Source organism: Undibacterium sp. WLHG33, from assembly GCF_049544815.1.
Classification (GTDB): Bacteria; Pseudomonadota; Gammaproteobacteria; order Burkholderiales; family Burkholderiaceae_D; genus Undibacterium.
Genome location: NZ_CP186697.1, coordinates 959,478 through 974,311 on the forward strand (window position 1 = coordinate 959,478; position 14,834 = coordinate 974,311).

Below are 14,834 nucleotides of genomic sequence, written 5' to 3' on the forward strand. Positions count from 1 at the left end.
TCCGGAGCATGATGACTGCGGCTCTGCTTTTGTCCGCAGCGACGCATCACTTACGAAAGACCCTATTTTTATGCAAACTCATTTCAAACGACATATTCTGGCAACGTCTATCGCCGCCCTGCTTCCATGTGCCGCTGCGCACGCTCAGGAACTACCGTCAAAAAAGACATCTGAAGTTGTTGTCATTCATGCCGAAAAAATTGCGGCACCAAATGTTGATGGCATCAGCCAGAATGCGGCGCTCAGCGCCACCAGCGATGTCGCCACGCTGCTGCGCGACGTACCCGGTGTCAGTCTGTATTCCGCGGGCGGTGTATCGAGTCTGCCGGCTATCCACGGCCTCGCCGATGACCGCTTGCGGATACAGGTTGATGGCATGAATCTGATTTCGGCATGTGCCAATCATATGAACCCGCCTTTATCCTATATCGACCCGACGCAAGTGGGCAGTATTCAGGTATTGACCGGTATCGCTCCCGTCAGCAGTGGCGGCGACAGCATAGGCGGCACCATTAAGGTGAATTCGCCCGATCCGGAATTCGCAGCAGCAGGCCAGGGCACATTGCTCAAAGGTCAGGCCGGCAGCTTTTATCGCAGCAATGGCGATGCCAGAGGCGTCAATTTTGCAGCGACTTACGCCACTGAAATATGGAGCCTGAATTACACCGGCGCGATTGCCGAAAGCGGTAATTACCATGCCGCCAGCGATTTCAAAGCAGCAAAGCCAGCCGCGTCTGACAAAGCCTGGATCGCCGGTGACGAGGTTGGCTCATCCCGCTACAAATCTGAAAATCAATCCTTGTCTGTCGCAATGCGTAACGCAGGCCAACTGCTGGAACTGCGGATCGGTACACAAAATATCCCCTATCAGGGCTTTCCGAATCAGCGTATGGATATGACAGGCAATAACAGTGAACAGGTCAATCTGCGCTACAAGGGCCAGTATGAATGGGGCAAGCTGGAAGCACGCCTGTACAACGAGCACACGCGTCACCGCATGAATTTCGGTGACAATAAGCAATTCTGGTACGGCAATGCACCCGGCATGCCGATGGATACCGAAGGTAAAAATACGGGTGCGCTGATCAAGGCGGAGTTGATGTTATCGGCGCGCGATACGCTCAGTGTCGGCACGGAATATCAGCGCTACCGCATGAATGACTGGTGGATTGCTTCCGGTACCGGCATGATGATGGCACCGAATACTTTTGTGAATATCGCCGATGGCCAGCGTGATCGTCTCGGTGTGTTCGCGGAATGGGATGCCAGCTGGACTCCGCAATGGGTAACGCAACTGGGCCTGCGCTACGAAAATGTGAAAATGAACAGTGGCAATGTCGCCGGATATAGCAATATGTACGGCGATCCGGCACTGGCCAGCTCTGTTCCAGGTGCATTCAATGCCGCGGACCGTCAGCGCAAGGATAACAATATCGATCTCACCGCCACCGCACGCTATACGCCGACTGCCACGTTCAGTATCGACGGCGGCTATGCGATGAAATCTCGCTCCCCGAATTTATATGAGCGCTATACCTGGGCCAGCAATAACACCATGGTGATGAATATGAACAACTGGTTCGGCGATGGCAACGGTTATGTCGGCAATCTTCAATTGAATCCCGAAATTGCCCACACCCTGAGCGCAACGCTGAACTGGCATGACGCGGAACTATCCGACTGGGAATTGAAAGTGGCGCCTTACTACACGCAAGTGCGCGACTATATTGACGCCAGCAGTTGTACTGCCGTCGGCAAAACCTGCGGCGCACGCAAAGACGGCTTTCAGAATCTGAGCCTCAGTAATCAGAAAGCAAGGTTGTACGGCCTCGATATTTCCGGCCACAAGCAACTCGTGAAAACGAGTGAAATCGGCAGTATTTCGCTCAATGGATTCCTGAATTATGTGAATGCTAAAAACACCGTGACCGACAGTGGCTTGTATAACATCATGCCGCTGAACGCACGGATCTCGCTGACTCAGAAAAAAGATCATTGGGACAATACGGTGGAATTGCAGATGGTCGGTGCTAAAACCGATCTGTCAGACATACGCAAAGAACTGCGTACCGCCGGTTATACCTTACTGAATCTGCGCAGCAGCTACACCTGGAAACAGGCACGTTTTGATATCGGTATCGACAACCTGCTGAACCGCTTTTACAACTTACCGCTGGGCGGCGCCTATCTCGGACAAGGAGCCACGATGGGAGCCGGCGTTGCGCATGATACGCAAGTGCCGGGAGCAGGACGTTCTGTGTATGCCGGGGTCAATATCCGCTTTTAAACGGAGAAGCGCGCCTGCAACCGCGCCTTTATCCTGATAAAAAATGCCCGCCGTTTTTCATATGGCGGGCATTTTTTTATTAAAACAAAGCGTATCTGTTTTTCAGTGCCGATGCGCTTCACAGCGACAGCATGCAGTATTTTATTCGTGCCGCAAGGCTTCAATCGGATCGAGCTGAGCGGCACGGCGTGCAGGGAAATAACCAAACAGCATACCTATGCCGGCGGAAAAGAAAAACGACATCAGGTTGATCGAAGGATTGAACATATAAGGCACCTGCATGATCTGCGCGAGCAAGATCGAGGCACCCGCTGCCAGCACAATACCGATCAGGCCGCCGAGCGTCGATAAAACAGTAGCTTCAATCAGAAATTGCAGCAGTACTTCTCGCTCCAGCGCACCTATCGCCAGTCGCAAGCCTATCTCGCGGGTACGTTCTGTCACACTGACCAGCATGATATTCATGATACCGATGCCGCCGACCAGCAAACTCACCGCAGCAACCGCGCCAAGCAGGGTTGTCATGACCTTGGTCGTACCTGACATGGTTTCTGCCAGTTGCTTGGTATCGAGCACATTGAAGTTGTCTTCATCGGTATCGGCCAGTTTGCGTCGCTCGCGCAGCAATTGTGTCAGACTGACTTTCAGTGTCTCGCTATCGGCATCATCTTTCATCGACACCAGTAAAGTGGCGACGCGACGGTTGCCAGTCACGCGGCGCTGCAAGGTATGTAAAGGAATCAGTACCACATCATCCTGATCATTGCCCATGGCCGCCTGACCTTTCGACGCCAGCACACCGACGACTTCGCAGGAAAACTGCTTGACGCGCACATGTTCACCAACTGCATTTCCCGCATCAAATAATTCGCGCCTGACTGTTTCACCGATAATGCAGACGGCAGAACCGGCCTGTAATTCCCCCTCGTCAAACTGACGCCCCGCCGCCAGTGTCCAGTTATTTGTGCGTAACCACGCATTGGTGCTACCGGTCACACTGGTTGACCAGTTACGGCCATTCGCGACGACGACGGCACTGGCACGTCCTTCCGGCGCCACGGCTTGCACACCTCCGATTTGTGAGGCGATGGCTTCAGCGTCGGCTTCTTTAAAAGAGGCAGTACCAGCACCGCCACCGCCGCCGAAGCTCAATCGCTGACCTGGGCGGACCTGCAATAAATTGGTGCCGAGACTGGAAATTTGCGCCTGTACCGCAGCGGTCGCGCCGTTACCTAACGTGACCATCGTAATCACGGCGCTGACACCGATCACAATGCCGAGAATAGTAAGAAATGAGCGCAACAGGTTACGGCGTATCGAACGCAGCGCCAGCAATATCGTGTTCAGGAACATGTATCACCTCCTGTCGCAGCCGTCGCATCAGCCGTCGATATTGCGACCGGATGCGGATTGATGGTATCCGTATCCAGCAGACCGTCGACAAAGCGGACGATACGTTTGGCATACAAAGCCATATCAGGTTCATGTGTGACCATCAGGATAGTAATGCCATGCTCCTGATTCAGGCGCGACAGCAATTCCATAATTTCACGGCTGCGCTGAGAATCGAGATTGCCGGTCGGTTCATCCGCCAGCAACACCGCCGGCTCGGTCACGATGGCTCGCGCGATCGCTACCCTTTGCTGCTGACCACCCGATAATTCTGCCGGTGTGTGATGCTCCCAGCCCGCCAGATCGACCGATGCCAGGGCTTTAGCGGCCAGCCGATGACGACTGGCCGGGCTTTCGCCGCGGTATAACAACGGCAATTCCACATTTTCCTGAGCGGACGTACGCGCCAGCAAATTAAACCCCTGAAACACGAAGCCAAGATAACGACGCCGCAAGCGCGCCCGCTGATCACGCGTCAGGCTTTCAACATGCATGCCCTGAAATAAATACTCACCGCCGGATGGCGTATCGAGACAACCGATCACATTCATTGCCGTCGATTTACCCGATCCGCTCGGCCCCATAATCGCGACAAACTCACCCTCGCAGATATCGATATCGACGCCTTTGAGCGCCATCAGAGCCGCTTGTCCGCTACCGTATTGTTTCGTGACGCCACGCAGGCGTATCAAGGGCGGCGCTTCACCGTCTGCAAGCTTTGCCTCAGATACCGGAGCCGTTGCCGTTGCTGAGATCGGAGAACTCATTTTGCTGCCATCTGACGTTGTTCCGTAATCACCTGCATCCCCGGCTGCAATTCCGGTGCGCTGATTTCCGTCATTTTGCCGTCGCTGATGCCGCGTTTCACTGCAATCGCGACCGCTGCATTGTCACGTAAGATCCAGATCTGCTGCACTTTTTTACCATTCACCGATTCGGTCGCTAACTTCCGTGCTGCCTGACCTGGCGGACGCGGCATCAGACTGCTCATCAATCCGCTTTTACCCGGGGCAGCAGCAATACCAGCGTGCGATGGTGTAAAACGTAAAGCCGTATTCGGCACAATCAGCACATCGTTTCTCTCTTTCGCGGTGATCGTTGCGGTCGCCGTCATTCCCGGACGGAGACTGAGATCGCTGTTGTCCACATCCAGATAAGTAATGTAAGTCACCACGTTATCAGTAATCGTTGAACCATAGGCAACGCGGGTAATCGTCGCCGGATACTGGCGGTTCGCATAGGCGCTGACGGTAAAGCTTGATTTCTGCCCCAGCGCCACTGCACCCACATCGGCTTCATCGACATTTACCTGTAAGCGCAAACGTTGCAAATCTTCTGCAATCGTAAACAGCGTCACCGCCTGCAGTGACGCAGCTACCGCATTCCCGGGATCAACCGAACGGGTCAGTATCACACCATCGATCGGTGAGCGGATAGAAGCACGTGCCAGATTCGTTTCATCTGTCGATAAAGTGGCCTTGGCACTGACCACATTTGCTTCTGCACTGAGAACCGATGCGTTTGCTCTGTCGAGTGTCGCCGCGGCAGTATCGAGTTCGGCTTTCGATGGCACTTTGCCGCCGGACAGTCGCGCCACTTCCTGCAAACGATCAAAATTCGCCTGCGATTCTTTCACGGTTGCTTTGGCCAACGCCAGCGCGGCTCTCGCGGAATCCAGCGCGGCACGCGAACGGACAATCTGATCGTTTAACTTGGCAGTGTCGAGTTCGACCAGTACCTGACCTTTCTTGACTTTGTCGTTCACATCGACCAGCACACGGCTGACCGTGCCGGATAATTCACTGCCTATACTGACCGAACGCGTCGGCTGCAAAGTGCCATTCGCCGTCACGGTTAACGTCAGGTTGCCGCGCGTCAGCGGCGTGGTGACAAATACCGGTGCGGTCTGATTTGTCTGACTTTTATTCCAGAAAAACCAGGCCACCATCAACGCTGCCAGCAACAGCATGATCAGCGGAAATGCTGGCCGCCGCCACCAGGCGCGCGCCTTGGGATCTTGCAGCACATTGAGCGCATCCGCTCCGTCTTTTTTTGTCATCACAGGAGGTGTCATCATCATTTTTTAATATCATCATTGCTCGGGTTACGGCTGTCACGCATGCTGACAGCCTCATCCTGATCCGGCTGCCAGCCGCCGCCCAGTGCTTTATACAAACGCACATAATCTGCAGCCAGATCGTTGCTGCCGGTGGCGACAGCATCCTGGGCGCTGTACCAGGTACGCTGTGTTTCAAGAATGGTCTGGAAATCAATGAGCCCGCTGGCATAACGCTGACGGGCCAGTACCGCCGCATTACCGGCAGCATCGGCAGCATTGCGCAGACGTTGCAGGCGCTCTCGATCATTCTTCAAAGCGACCAGCGCATTTTCAACATCCTGTAATGCAGTCAGTACTACGGCTTTATATGCAACCTGCGTTTGCTCCAGTGCTGCCTGCTGCGCCTTGATCTGCGAGCGGTTTGCACCGCCGTCCAATACCGGCAGCGAGACACCCGCCAGTATGCTGCTCAGCAGGCTGCCGCTGCCACCGAGCGCACCGGCCGTCAACGCGCGCAGACCGAGCGAGCCACTCAGATTGAAATTCGGATAATTCGCCACATCTGCCTGACGCACCCGCGCCAGTGCCACATTGATCTGATGTTCAGCCACGCGGATGTCAGGACGTTGGCGTAAGGTTTCGGCAGGCAGACTCAGCGCCAGATTGTCATCTGCCTGTGGAACGCCGGATGCGACACTCAGCATGTCGCCAGTGATGGCAACACGGCTTTGCAGTTGTTGACGCAGGGATTCCGGTGCCTGCCCGCACAGCACCTCCAGACTATGCCGACTCTGCGCTTCCGTCGTTTCCAGCGCAGAGATCTGCGCCTGTGCCTGTTCACTGGCAGCACGTCCCTGCTCACCTTCGACAGACGTCAGTAGCCCTGCCTGTACGCGCCAGTTTGTAATTTGCAAAGTCTCAGCCTGACTCGCGACATTCGCCCTCGCAATTGCCAGACGAACCTGCGTCATTCGCAATTGTATATAGTTCAGCGCGACTTCAGCCGCAACGGAGATCTGCACGTCGCCCAGACTGGCGGCACTGGCGCGGGCGCTTGCTTCACTGGCGGCAAGTGCCTGCCGGTTAGCACCAAAAATATCCGGCTCCCAGCTGGCATCGAAACCGGCAGAGAAGGAATTGGCCGGAGCAGTCGTTCCCGACTTACTGCGTTGCGCTGCTGCGGATGCACTGAGTTTCGGCATAAAGGCCGCGGCACTGACATCTCGCACAGCGCGCGCCTGGCGCAATGCTGCCTGTGCGCTCTGAACCGTAGTGTTGGTCTGCAGCGATTGTGTGATCAACTGATTTAACAACGGGTCCTGAAAGCGCTGCCACCAGACAGCTATATCTGTATGTGGTGTCCCTGCCGGTGATAACGCATCTTTCGCACTGCGCATGCTGCCGGACCAAGCAGCAGGAACATTCATCCCCGCGGCCTGATCTACCGTTGGCGGCACCATTGACGAGACGCAGCCAGCCAGTGGCGACAGCAGAAACAGCAGGCAGATTTTGTGCTTCATAGCATTTTTCTGGTAACTCATTAAGCCCATCAGGTCTGTTAATCAATCCAGTGCAAATTGTAGCGCCGTGGCGTTGTTATCAAAGCGTAATCTGTGTATCGCTTTGTGACGGATTATTGCGCACGATCAGACAAATGCGATATTCACCAGACGCTGCCCGGACCGCGCGTTTCCGATATACGCCGAGCAATGCTGCTACCTGCTAAGACCGCGATCTGCTGCGCCATTCCCGCGCCAGAAGGGAATAACATTTCAGATCGACATAGCGATCGTCCTTGCGTTCACACTCGCGCAGAATTCCTTCTAACTGAAATCCGAGTTTTTCTATCAATTTCCAGCTTGCCGGATTATCCGGCTCGACCATGGATTGCATGCGATGCAGCCCGAGTACGGAAAAGCAGTAATCCAGCATCGCCGACAGACATTCCATCATCACGCCTTTCCCCCAGTATTCAGGAAAGATCCAGAAGCCGGTTTCGGCGCAATGATCATCCTGCTCCCATTCGTTGATACCGCAGGTGCCGATCAAGTCCTGCGGCGCATCGCGATGGCAGATGCCCCACCAGATTCCGGTACCGGTTTCATAAATCAGTTCAAACCAGTCCAGCTGCGCTTGCGTTAGTTCCAGTGTTTCGTAACTGATACCGTAATACTCGGTGACACGCGGATCAGACATGCCGCTGAAAATGCGCGGCAAATCTGTTGCGACAATTTGTCTGAGCAAAAAGCGCGAGGTCTGGATCACGGGAAACGGAGATTTTTCTGACATAATCGAATCTGTTCACACATGGACAATGCTTGGATAACACACGAATAACATAAGCGGATAAGCAGCAGCAATAAACTTGCCTGATTTAAAACCAGAAACAGGATATTTCGCGGATATTCTGTTGCATAATCGTGCCCTCAATTTTTTCAGGAGTTTTTATGAGTATGGCGATGATCGTCTTCTTCAAGGCGTTGCTGGTGGTGCCTATCACTTTGTTGCCAATTTTAAATCCGATTGCGATTGCACCTATCTTTTTGTCGATGACAGGACCGATAGAACCGGAAATCGCCAACCGGCTGGCGAAACGCATTGCGATCAACTGTTTTTTTCTGCTGATGGGCGCGATTTTTATCGGCTCTTACGTGCTGGATTTTTTCGGCATTTCGCTGCCTATCGTGCGCGTTGCCGGGGGCATCGTGGTCGGCATGGCCGGCTGGAAATTACTGAATGACCAGAGTCAGGACAAATTGCTCAATTCGGTCGCTGCTTCGCACGGCGGACAGTGGAACCGTGAAGAATTGCGCCGCCGCAGTTTCTATCCGTTCAGCTTTCCTTTAACCGTTGGTCCCGGCACGATTGCCGCCTCCGTCACACTCGGTACGCAAATGCCTCACAAGCCTATCGACTGGTTGCTGACAAGCATCGCCTCTGCGATGGGCGTGTTACTGACGACGGTGGTGATTTATCTGTGCTACCGCTTTGCGCGGAATATGGAACGTTTCCTCGGCGATATCGGCGCCACGGTACTGATGCGCTTATCCGCGTTTATTCTGTTGTGCATAGGCATAGAAATCGGCTGGGCCGGCGTCTCTGATCTGATGGCCGATCTGCATCTGCGCTGATTTCCGGTCTGCACATCGCTTTTTCACAGGTTCTCCGCATGGCAGGCACACGCTTCGCCATGCGCCGCAGCCACCAGCTCATGCAAAATCCCGCACTCTTTTCCATGATGCCGTTCGTCGCAACGCGCACGTAACTGACTGAGCTGCTTTTCCAGCGCCCGCATGCTTTTCAGCCGCGCTTTGACGCGTGCAATCTGCTGATCGATGAGCAGATTAATATCGCCACAATCATCCGCCGGGCTGGCGATAAACGCTACCAGCCTGCGCACATCGGCCAGCGGAATATCCAGCGCCCGGCAATGACGGATAAACGACAAGCGCTCCAGATGCTCGCCGGTGTAGCTGCGGTAACCGTTTTCCTCCCGATCCGGTGCCGGTAACAGGCCTTGTTTTTCGTAATACCGGATGGTTTCCAGATCCACTCCGGTCGCTTTCGCCAGTTCACTGATGCGCATTTTTTCACTCACGCTAAATGATGATGGGTTGCTGAAGATGCATTTATGATTAATTAATACTCCCCCGGGTATATAAAAAGCCCCTTTGTTTATGAAGACATTAGAGCAATTTAATTAAAAACAGGGGGGAGTATATAAATATTGGTCTGTATTGACAGCTTTTCTGATGCCGGCTTTCAGTCAGCAACATCCTATTTTCCGTGCGATATTTCTATCTGCACTAGTGCGGAAAAGTATCCTCAAAAAAAATCTTGACCCCGTAGCCACTCCAGAGTCTACACTAAAGCAAATGTAATCATCAGGAAGTGATATGGCAGATAAAATTGCTTGTTGTGGCCACGACCACACACCGGAAAAATCCGCTGAACCAGCGCCGCATGCACACGTGCACGCCCATGAGGGAAAACAAAGCGTGTGCGGGCATGATGCATGTACGGCGACTGTCCCGGCAACTGCCCAAGAACCCCAGCCGGATCTGCCAAACGATGTGCAACGCCTGCGCTTTCATGTCGCACAAATGGATTGCCCGACCGAAGAAGCGCTGATCCGTCGTTCGCTGTCAGAATTGCCGGATGTCCTGCGGCTGGATTTTGATTTGCTGAACCGTATTCTGACCATCCATCACCGCCAGCAAAATATTGCCGATATTCACCGCAAACTGAATGCCGTCGGTATGGCCGGCACCCAGCTGGACGTCGGGCAGCCAGCAGCTACGTCCAGCGAAAAGCCATCACGCCGCCAGTACTGGAAAATGGCGCTGGGCGGCATCGCGGCTTTCAGTGCAGAAGTCATCGCCTGGATCAGCGGCAAAGAAAGCTCGGTCATCATAGGCTTACTGGCACTGTTTGCGATACTGATCTGCGGCATCCCGACTCTGAAAAAAGGCTGGATCGCGTTGCGCCATTTCACGCTGAACATTCATCTGCTGATGACGGCGGCAGTTGCCGGAGCGGTCGCGATCGGCCAGTGGCCGGAAGCAGCGATGGTGATTTTCCTGTTCGCTGTCGCCGAAATGATAGAAGCGGCGAGCCTGATCCACGCCCGCAATGCCATCAGCGGCTTACTCGAACAGGCGCCGGAAACAGCGCAGGTACAGCAGGCGGACGGCAGCTGGCAGGCTGTCAGCACACACGCTATTGCCGTCGGTACGCTGGTCCAGTGCCGCCCCGGCGACAGAATCGCGCTCGACGGCTTCGTTGTATCCGGCCTGTCGAGTGTTAATCAGGCCGCCATCACCGGTGAAAGCATGCCGGTAGAAAAGCAGCAGGGCGATATCGTTTATGCCGGAACACTGAATCAATCCGGCACCTTACAGATACGCGTCTCTGCACCGGCGAACGCGAGCATGCTGGCACGCATTGCCCATTCGGTGCAGGAAGCGCAAAGCCAGCGTGCACCGACCCAGAGTTTCGTCGATAGATTTGCCTCCATCTACACACCGCTGGTGTTTGTGCTGGCCTTACTGACCGCGATACTGCCACCGCTATTCCTGCAGCAAGACTGGCATGACAGCCTGTACCGGGCACTGGTGTTGCTGGTGATCGCCTGCCCGTGTGCACTGGTGATTTCAACACCGGTCACTGTCGTCAGCGGGCTGGCACTGGCAGCACGTCACGGCATCGTCATCAAGGGCGGACTGTTTCTGGAGCAAGGCCGGCTGCTGAAAACGCTGGCTTTCGATAAGACCGGCACACTGACCGAAGGCAAGCCCGGCGTCAATCTGATACGCAGTCTCAGCGATCTCGGGGAACCAGAAATTCTGCGTCTCGCCGCCAGTCTGGATGCCGGTTCCAGCCATCCTCTGGCAGTGGCGCTGACGGCTGCCTGCAGCGAGAACTTATCCGCCGTGAACAATGCCCAGTTATATGAAACCCAGCGCGGGCGCGGCGTCAGTGGTGAAATAAACGGTCAGCTTTATTACCTCGGCAATCGCGCCATGCTTGATGCACTGTCCATCGCGACGCCGACCGCTGGCTGGCAAAATCTCGATGCCCAAATACACACTCTGGAACAACAGGGAAATACTGTGATTTTTCTCTGCCGTCAGCAGAACTTACTCGGCCTGATTGCGATCTCGGATCAGGTCAGGGAAAGCAGTCAGGCAGCGATTGCCGAATTACACGCGCTTGGCGTTACCACCCTGATGCTGACCGGAGATAATGCCGCGACCGCGCAGGCGATTGCAGCGCAAACCGGGATCAGCGAGGTACGCAGCCAGTTGCTGCCTGAAGACAAACTCGAGGCCATCCGAACACTGCGCGCACAAGGCGTTACCGGTATGACCGGCGATGGCATCAATGATGCACCAGCTATCGCCACCGCTCATATCGGCTTTGCGATGGCAGCCGGCAGCGATACCGCACTGGAAACAGCAGACGTCGCTCTGATGCAGAATGATTTGCGCAAATTGCCGGAATTCATCCGTATTTCACGCAAAACCAGCCAGGTTCTGTGGCAAAACATCAGCTTTGCACTGGCAGTCAAACTGATCTTTTTTGCCCTCGCACTGAGCGGACATGCGAGTTTATGGATGGCGGTATTTGCCGACACCGGCACCAGCCTGCTGGTGGTGCTCAATGGTGTGCGGCTGTCCCGTTACGCTGGTAAAGATGTCTGAGCCGTTTCAGCGACCGGCTCATTCAGTATCAGTGCATGTTCAACCTGATCGGATTCATCACCGATGCGGCTCTGCCATGCACGCAGAAAGTAATTTTTTTCCGCAGACGTCGGTGCTTCGTGCCAGATCACCATCAGCGTTCCTTTATGGTCGTGTATTTTCGCCAGTTTGGTGATGCAGTCAGTATTCTGATCGACGTCAGCCAGCCCGATCGCATAGCCATAAACACGGCTCAGACGCTCAATCCGGTCTGGCTCGGTTTCACTGTTCGTGGCAGAAATTCTTGGGTGATCCAGATACATATACAGTCTCCATCAGGGTAGTCTCCGCCCGATTTTATCTGAAGCCGGAAGACGCGGCTATGCTTTTCCCGGCGAAGGTCTGAAGCTGACGACAGTTTGCAGTAAAAAGCCTGCAAAAGAAGCGACGCTGGCCTGAGGATCGCTGACTAACCCGCCTCTTTCAGCAATGGCAGATGGCTCACGAGCAAATCACTCATGTCACGCATATTGAGCGGATGGTAGAAATAATATCCCTGAAAGAAATCGCAGCCGACTTCTTTTAAAAAATGTTCCTGATCCTTGTTTTCAACGCCTTCCGAGACCGTCTTGCAGGACAGAATCTCTGCCAGAGAAATAATCGCCTTGATGATCATTTCGCTCTTGGCGTTGTAGCCGATCTGGGCCACAAAAGAGCGGTCGATTTTGACTGTATGGGCTGGAAAATGACTGAGCTTGGACAATGAGGAATAACCCGTGCCGAAATCATCAATCGCAATGCTGAAGCCACGCTTTTTGAGTGCATTCAGATGCTGGATCGATATTGCTTCATTCGCAATCAGGCCGGTTTCTGTAATTTCCAGTTCCAGATAGCGGGTTTCAATCCGGTAGTGCTGGCAACGCTCTTCAATCAGCTCGATCAGATTAACGCGTGCCAGATCTATCACGGACAAGTTGAGTGCCACTACCGGGCTCTCGCCGTAGGTGTCGAGCCACTGACGAATTTGGGCGCACACCGCGTCAAGCACAAAATCACTGATGTGGTGAATCAGACCGGAATGTTCAGCAACCGGAATAAATTCCGCCGGTGAAACCCGGCCCAGACTGGCTGAATCCCAGCGCAGCAGCGCTTCCACACCTGCCAGACCGCCATCGTGACTGATCTTGGGCTGATACAGTAAATGAAATTCATTTTGTTTGAGACCGCTGATAATGCCGACCTCGATTTCAATATTCCGCCGGATTTCCTGAGCTTCGTCGTCATCAAACAGGCTGGTGCTGTGATCGCTGGATCGTCTGGCGGCATCGAGCGCCATTTCACTGCGGCGGATCAGATCGTCCGGCTCGCTTTCTCCATGACGCAACAGGGCAATACCGGCGGAGAACTGCACCTGTATCATTTCGCCGTTAATCTCGATTTCTTTCGGCATTTTCTCGCGGACCTGCTCGACAAACAGCACCACATCCCCCGGCGTCTGGAAGCGTTCGAGCACAAACGAAAATACGATACTGCGCAGCCGTGTGCAGAAACTGTTTTCCGGCAGCACAGCGCCCAGTTCGTCGGCAAAGCGCCGTAATAAAGTGTCGCCGGCGGGTGCGCCGAATTGCTGGTTGGCGTGCCGTATACTGTTCAGTCTGAACGATACCAGGGCTGTCACATGGAGTCCGTCGTGTGCTGCCAGAACTGTGGTCAGATGCTGACGCAGCATGCTGCGGTTAGGAAGATTGGTGAGCGGATCATGGCTGCTCAGATAACCTTCGCGCTGAATGCTGAGTTGCAGCGCATGATGCATTTCATAAAACGAGGAGACATCGTTTAAAGCCACAATAAAATCGCCGGTCGCGGTCTGCGAGATATTGTTCAGAACAACCATTTTTCCATTGCGCGTCTGATAAGCGGACGCGCACTTATTTTCTTCGCCCTGGTCGTGTTCAGCGTGCAGACGCACCTTGTCATCGACGGAAAGCCAGCTGAACAGATCATGAGCGTGTTTTTCGTGTGCCTGCCGCCCGAGCAGAGTGTTTGCCTGATTATTTGCCCGTAATATCTGACCAGCCTCATCCGTCAGAATCAGGGCTGTTCCTGCATTTTCAAAAATTTCCTGATATTGCGCATGACTTAATTTCAGTGCGTGGCTGGCGTTTGTGAACTGATCCAGTGCGGCATCAAGCTCGTGTAGGACCCTGAACACGGCAAGTGGCAGGCAAAAATTAAAAAACAGAAAAATTAATGCGTGCACATCTGTCCGCACACCGGACAATGAGGTCTGCAGATCCGGCCATCCTGACTGGCTGGACTGAGAAATCAGAAATAAAAACGGAAGTATATTGAAAAACATCAGCCACAAGGCCGGTCTCAGTCCCAGAAACAAGCGGGCAATCAACGGCGCGGCATAGATCAGAATATAACCGAGCGCAGCGATCTGATGATCCTGAATCAGGGTGATGACCGCGAGAGTAACGCCATAAATATTCAGAATCAGCAGAGCTGCGCTGGCTCTGACCGACCGGGTTGAATAGTAAATAGCGACCGCCTTGATCACACACAACAAGCCGACCACCCACATGACTTTATAGTTATTGCGGGCAAACGCCGAGGCAGAGGTGTGTATGGCAATCCATAGTTCAAGCAAGAAACCTGAAACCAGGATGATACGTAATGCACTGAGTTTCCAGGCGGCGTTTTCAGCAGGCGTGAGAGCATGCTCATTCGGGAAAAGCCAGCGAAACATCATCGTCAGTGATCTGGAAAGTAAGTAGGTAAGAGAAAATGAAAATAAATTTTCAGCCGTGGTCTGATTTTCTCACAATACAAACTTACCCGGAAGCAACTGTTACAAATATTTCACAAAAGAAACACTTTTAACTCTTTTTCTCCTGTTGTTTGACATTAG

The 14,834-nt window shown here is 53.8% G+C and carries 11 protein-coding genes; 3 read left to right on the forward strand and 8 right to left on the reverse strand.

The window, feature by feature from the left end; translation table 11 throughout:
• Nucleotides 1–70 precede the first annotated feature (70 nt).
• Nucleotides 71–2,287 (forward strand): TonB-dependent receptor, encoded by a 2,217-nt coding sequence (locus ACOTSW_RS04365; protein ID WP_423681215.1) that lies wholly within the window; start codon nt 71–73, stop codon nt 2,285–2,287.
• A gap of 141 nt (nt 2,288–2,428) precedes the next feature.
• On the opposite strand, the gene ACOTSW_RS04370 is transcribed toward ACOTSW_RS04365, so the two are convergent.
• The 5 genes from ACOTSW_RS04370 to ACOTSW_RS04390 all read right to left on the reverse strand — a co-directional run bounded on the left by ACOTSW_RS04370 (nt 2,429) and on the right by ACOTSW_RS04390 (nt 8,027).
• Nucleotides 2,429–3,640 carry an ABC transporter permease gene (locus ACOTSW_RS04370; RefSeq protein WP_423681218.1) on the reverse strand — a complete coding sequence of 404 codons (1,212 nt, stop codon included), beginning with the start codon at nt 3,638–3,640 and terminating at the stop codon, nt 2,429–2,431.
• Complete coding sequence (locus tag ACOTSW_RS04375) at nt 3,631–4,446, reverse strand: ABC transporter ATP-binding protein (RefSeq protein WP_423681219.1); 816 nt, start codon at nt 4,444–4,446, stop codon at nt 3,631–3,633. The genes ACOTSW_RS04370 and ACOTSW_RS04375 overlap by 10 nt, the downstream gene beginning before the upstream one ends.
• Entirely contained in the window at nt 4,443–5,756 is a 1,314-nt protein-coding gene (locus ACOTSW_RS04380; RefSeq protein ID WP_423681220.1) for an efflux RND transporter periplasmic adaptor subunit, read from the reverse strand. The genes ACOTSW_RS04375 and ACOTSW_RS04380 overlap by 4 nt, the downstream gene beginning before the upstream one ends.
• On the reverse strand, nt 5,756–7,258 hold the full coding sequence (locus tag ACOTSW_RS04385) for an efflux transporter outer membrane subunit (RefSeq protein WP_423681221.1): 1,503 nt from the start codon (nt 7,256–7,258) through the stop codon (nt 5,756–5,758). The genes ACOTSW_RS04380 and ACOTSW_RS04385 overlap by 1 nt, the downstream gene beginning before the upstream one ends.
• A gap of 202 nt (nt 7,259–7,460) precedes the next feature.
• Nucleotides 7,461–8,027, reverse strand: coding sequence for a GNAT family N-acetyltransferase (locus ACOTSW_RS04390; RefSeq protein ID WP_423681222.1), 567 nt, complete (start codon nt 8,025–8,027; stop codon nt 7,461–7,463).
• A gap of 158 nt (nt 8,028–8,185) precedes the next feature.
• On the opposite strand from ACOTSW_RS04390, the gene ACOTSW_RS04395 reads away from it, so the two are divergent.
• Entirely contained in the window at nt 8,186–8,869 is a 684-nt protein-coding gene (locus ACOTSW_RS04395; protein WP_423681223.1) for a MarC family protein, read from the forward strand.
• A gap of 23 nt (nt 8,870–8,892) precedes the next feature.
• Here the strand turns inward: ACOTSW_RS04395 and cadR are convergent, their stop codons facing one another.
• Nucleotides 8,893–9,324, reverse strand: a complete 432-nt coding sequence (cadR, locus tag ACOTSW_RS04400) for a Cd(II)/Pb(II)-responsive transcriptional regulator (protein ID WP_423681224.1) — start codon at nt 9,322–9,324, stop codon at nt 8,893–8,895.
• Between the two features lie 310 nt (nt 9,325–9,634).
• On the opposite strand from cadR, the gene ACOTSW_RS04405 reads away from it, so the two are divergent.
• Nucleotides 9,635–11,941 carry a heavy metal translocating P-type ATPase gene (locus tag ACOTSW_RS04405; protein WP_423681225.1) on the forward strand — a complete coding sequence of 769 codons (2,307 nt, stop codon included), beginning with the start codon at nt 9,635–9,637 and terminating at the stop codon, nt 11,939–11,941.
• Here the strand turns inward: ACOTSW_RS04405 and ACOTSW_RS04410 are convergent.
• Both ACOTSW_RS04410 and ACOTSW_RS04415 read right to left on the reverse strand, forming a co-directional pair.
• A complete protein-coding gene (locus tag ACOTSW_RS04410) occupies nt 11,920–12,243 on the reverse strand; it encodes a hypothetical protein (protein ID WP_423681226.1) in 324 nt (107 codons plus the stop codon). The genes ACOTSW_RS04405 and ACOTSW_RS04410 overlap by 22 nt on opposite strands.
• Before the next feature lie 146 nt (nt 12,244–12,389).
• Nucleotides 12,390–14,672, reverse strand: coding sequence for a putative bifunctional diguanylate cyclase/phosphodiesterase (locus ACOTSW_RS04415; protein WP_423681227.1), 2,283 nt, complete (start codon nt 14,670–14,672; stop codon nt 12,390–12,392).
• Nucleotides 14,673–14,834: the final 162 nt, after the last annotated feature.

Excerpts from the sequence above, each read along its gene's own strand:
- ACOTSW_RS04365 (WP_423681215.1), top strand. The coding sequence starts at position 71 with ATGCAAACTCATTTCAAACGACATATTCTGGCAACGTCTATCGCCGCC.
- ACOTSW_RS04370 (WP_423681218.1), bottom strand. The coding sequence starts at position 3,640 with ATGTTCCTGAACACGATATTGCTGGCGCTGCGTTCGATACGCCGTAAC.
- ACOTSW_RS04375 (WP_423681219.1), bottom strand. The coding sequence starts at position 4,446 with ATGAGTTCTCCGATCTCAGCAACGGCAACGGCTCCGGTATCTGAGGCA.
- ACOTSW_RS04380 (WP_423681220.1), bottom strand. The coding sequence starts at position 5,756 with ATGATGACACCTCCTGTGATGACAAAAAAAGACGGAGCGGATGCGCTC.
- ACOTSW_RS04385 (WP_423681221.1), bottom strand. The coding sequence starts at position 7,258 with ATGAAGCACAAAATCTGCCTGCTGTTTCTGCTGTCGCCACTGGCTGGC.
- ACOTSW_RS04390 (WP_423681222.1), bottom strand. The coding sequence starts at position 8,027 with ATGTCAGAAAAATCTCCGTTTCCCGTGATCCAGACCTCGCGCTTTTTG.
- ACOTSW_RS04395 (WP_423681223.1), top strand. The coding sequence starts at position 8,186 with ATGAGTATGGCGATGATCGTCTTCTTCAAGGCGTTGCTGGTGGTGCCT.
- cadR (WP_423681224.1), bottom strand. The coding sequence starts at position 9,324 with ATGCGCATCAGTGAACTGGCGAAAGCGACCGGAGTGGATCTGGAAACC.
- ACOTSW_RS04405 (WP_423681225.1), top strand. The coding sequence starts at position 9,635 with ATGGCAGATAAAATTGCTTGTTGTGGCCACGACCACACACCGGAAAAA.
- ACOTSW_RS04410 (WP_423681226.1), bottom strand. The coding sequence starts at position 12,243 with ATGTATCTGGATCACCCAAGAATTTCTGCCACGAACAGTGAAACCGAG.
- ACOTSW_RS04415 (WP_423681227.1), bottom strand. The coding sequence starts at position 14,672 with ATGTTTCGCTGGCTTTTCCCGAATGAGCATGCTCTCACGCCTGCTGAA.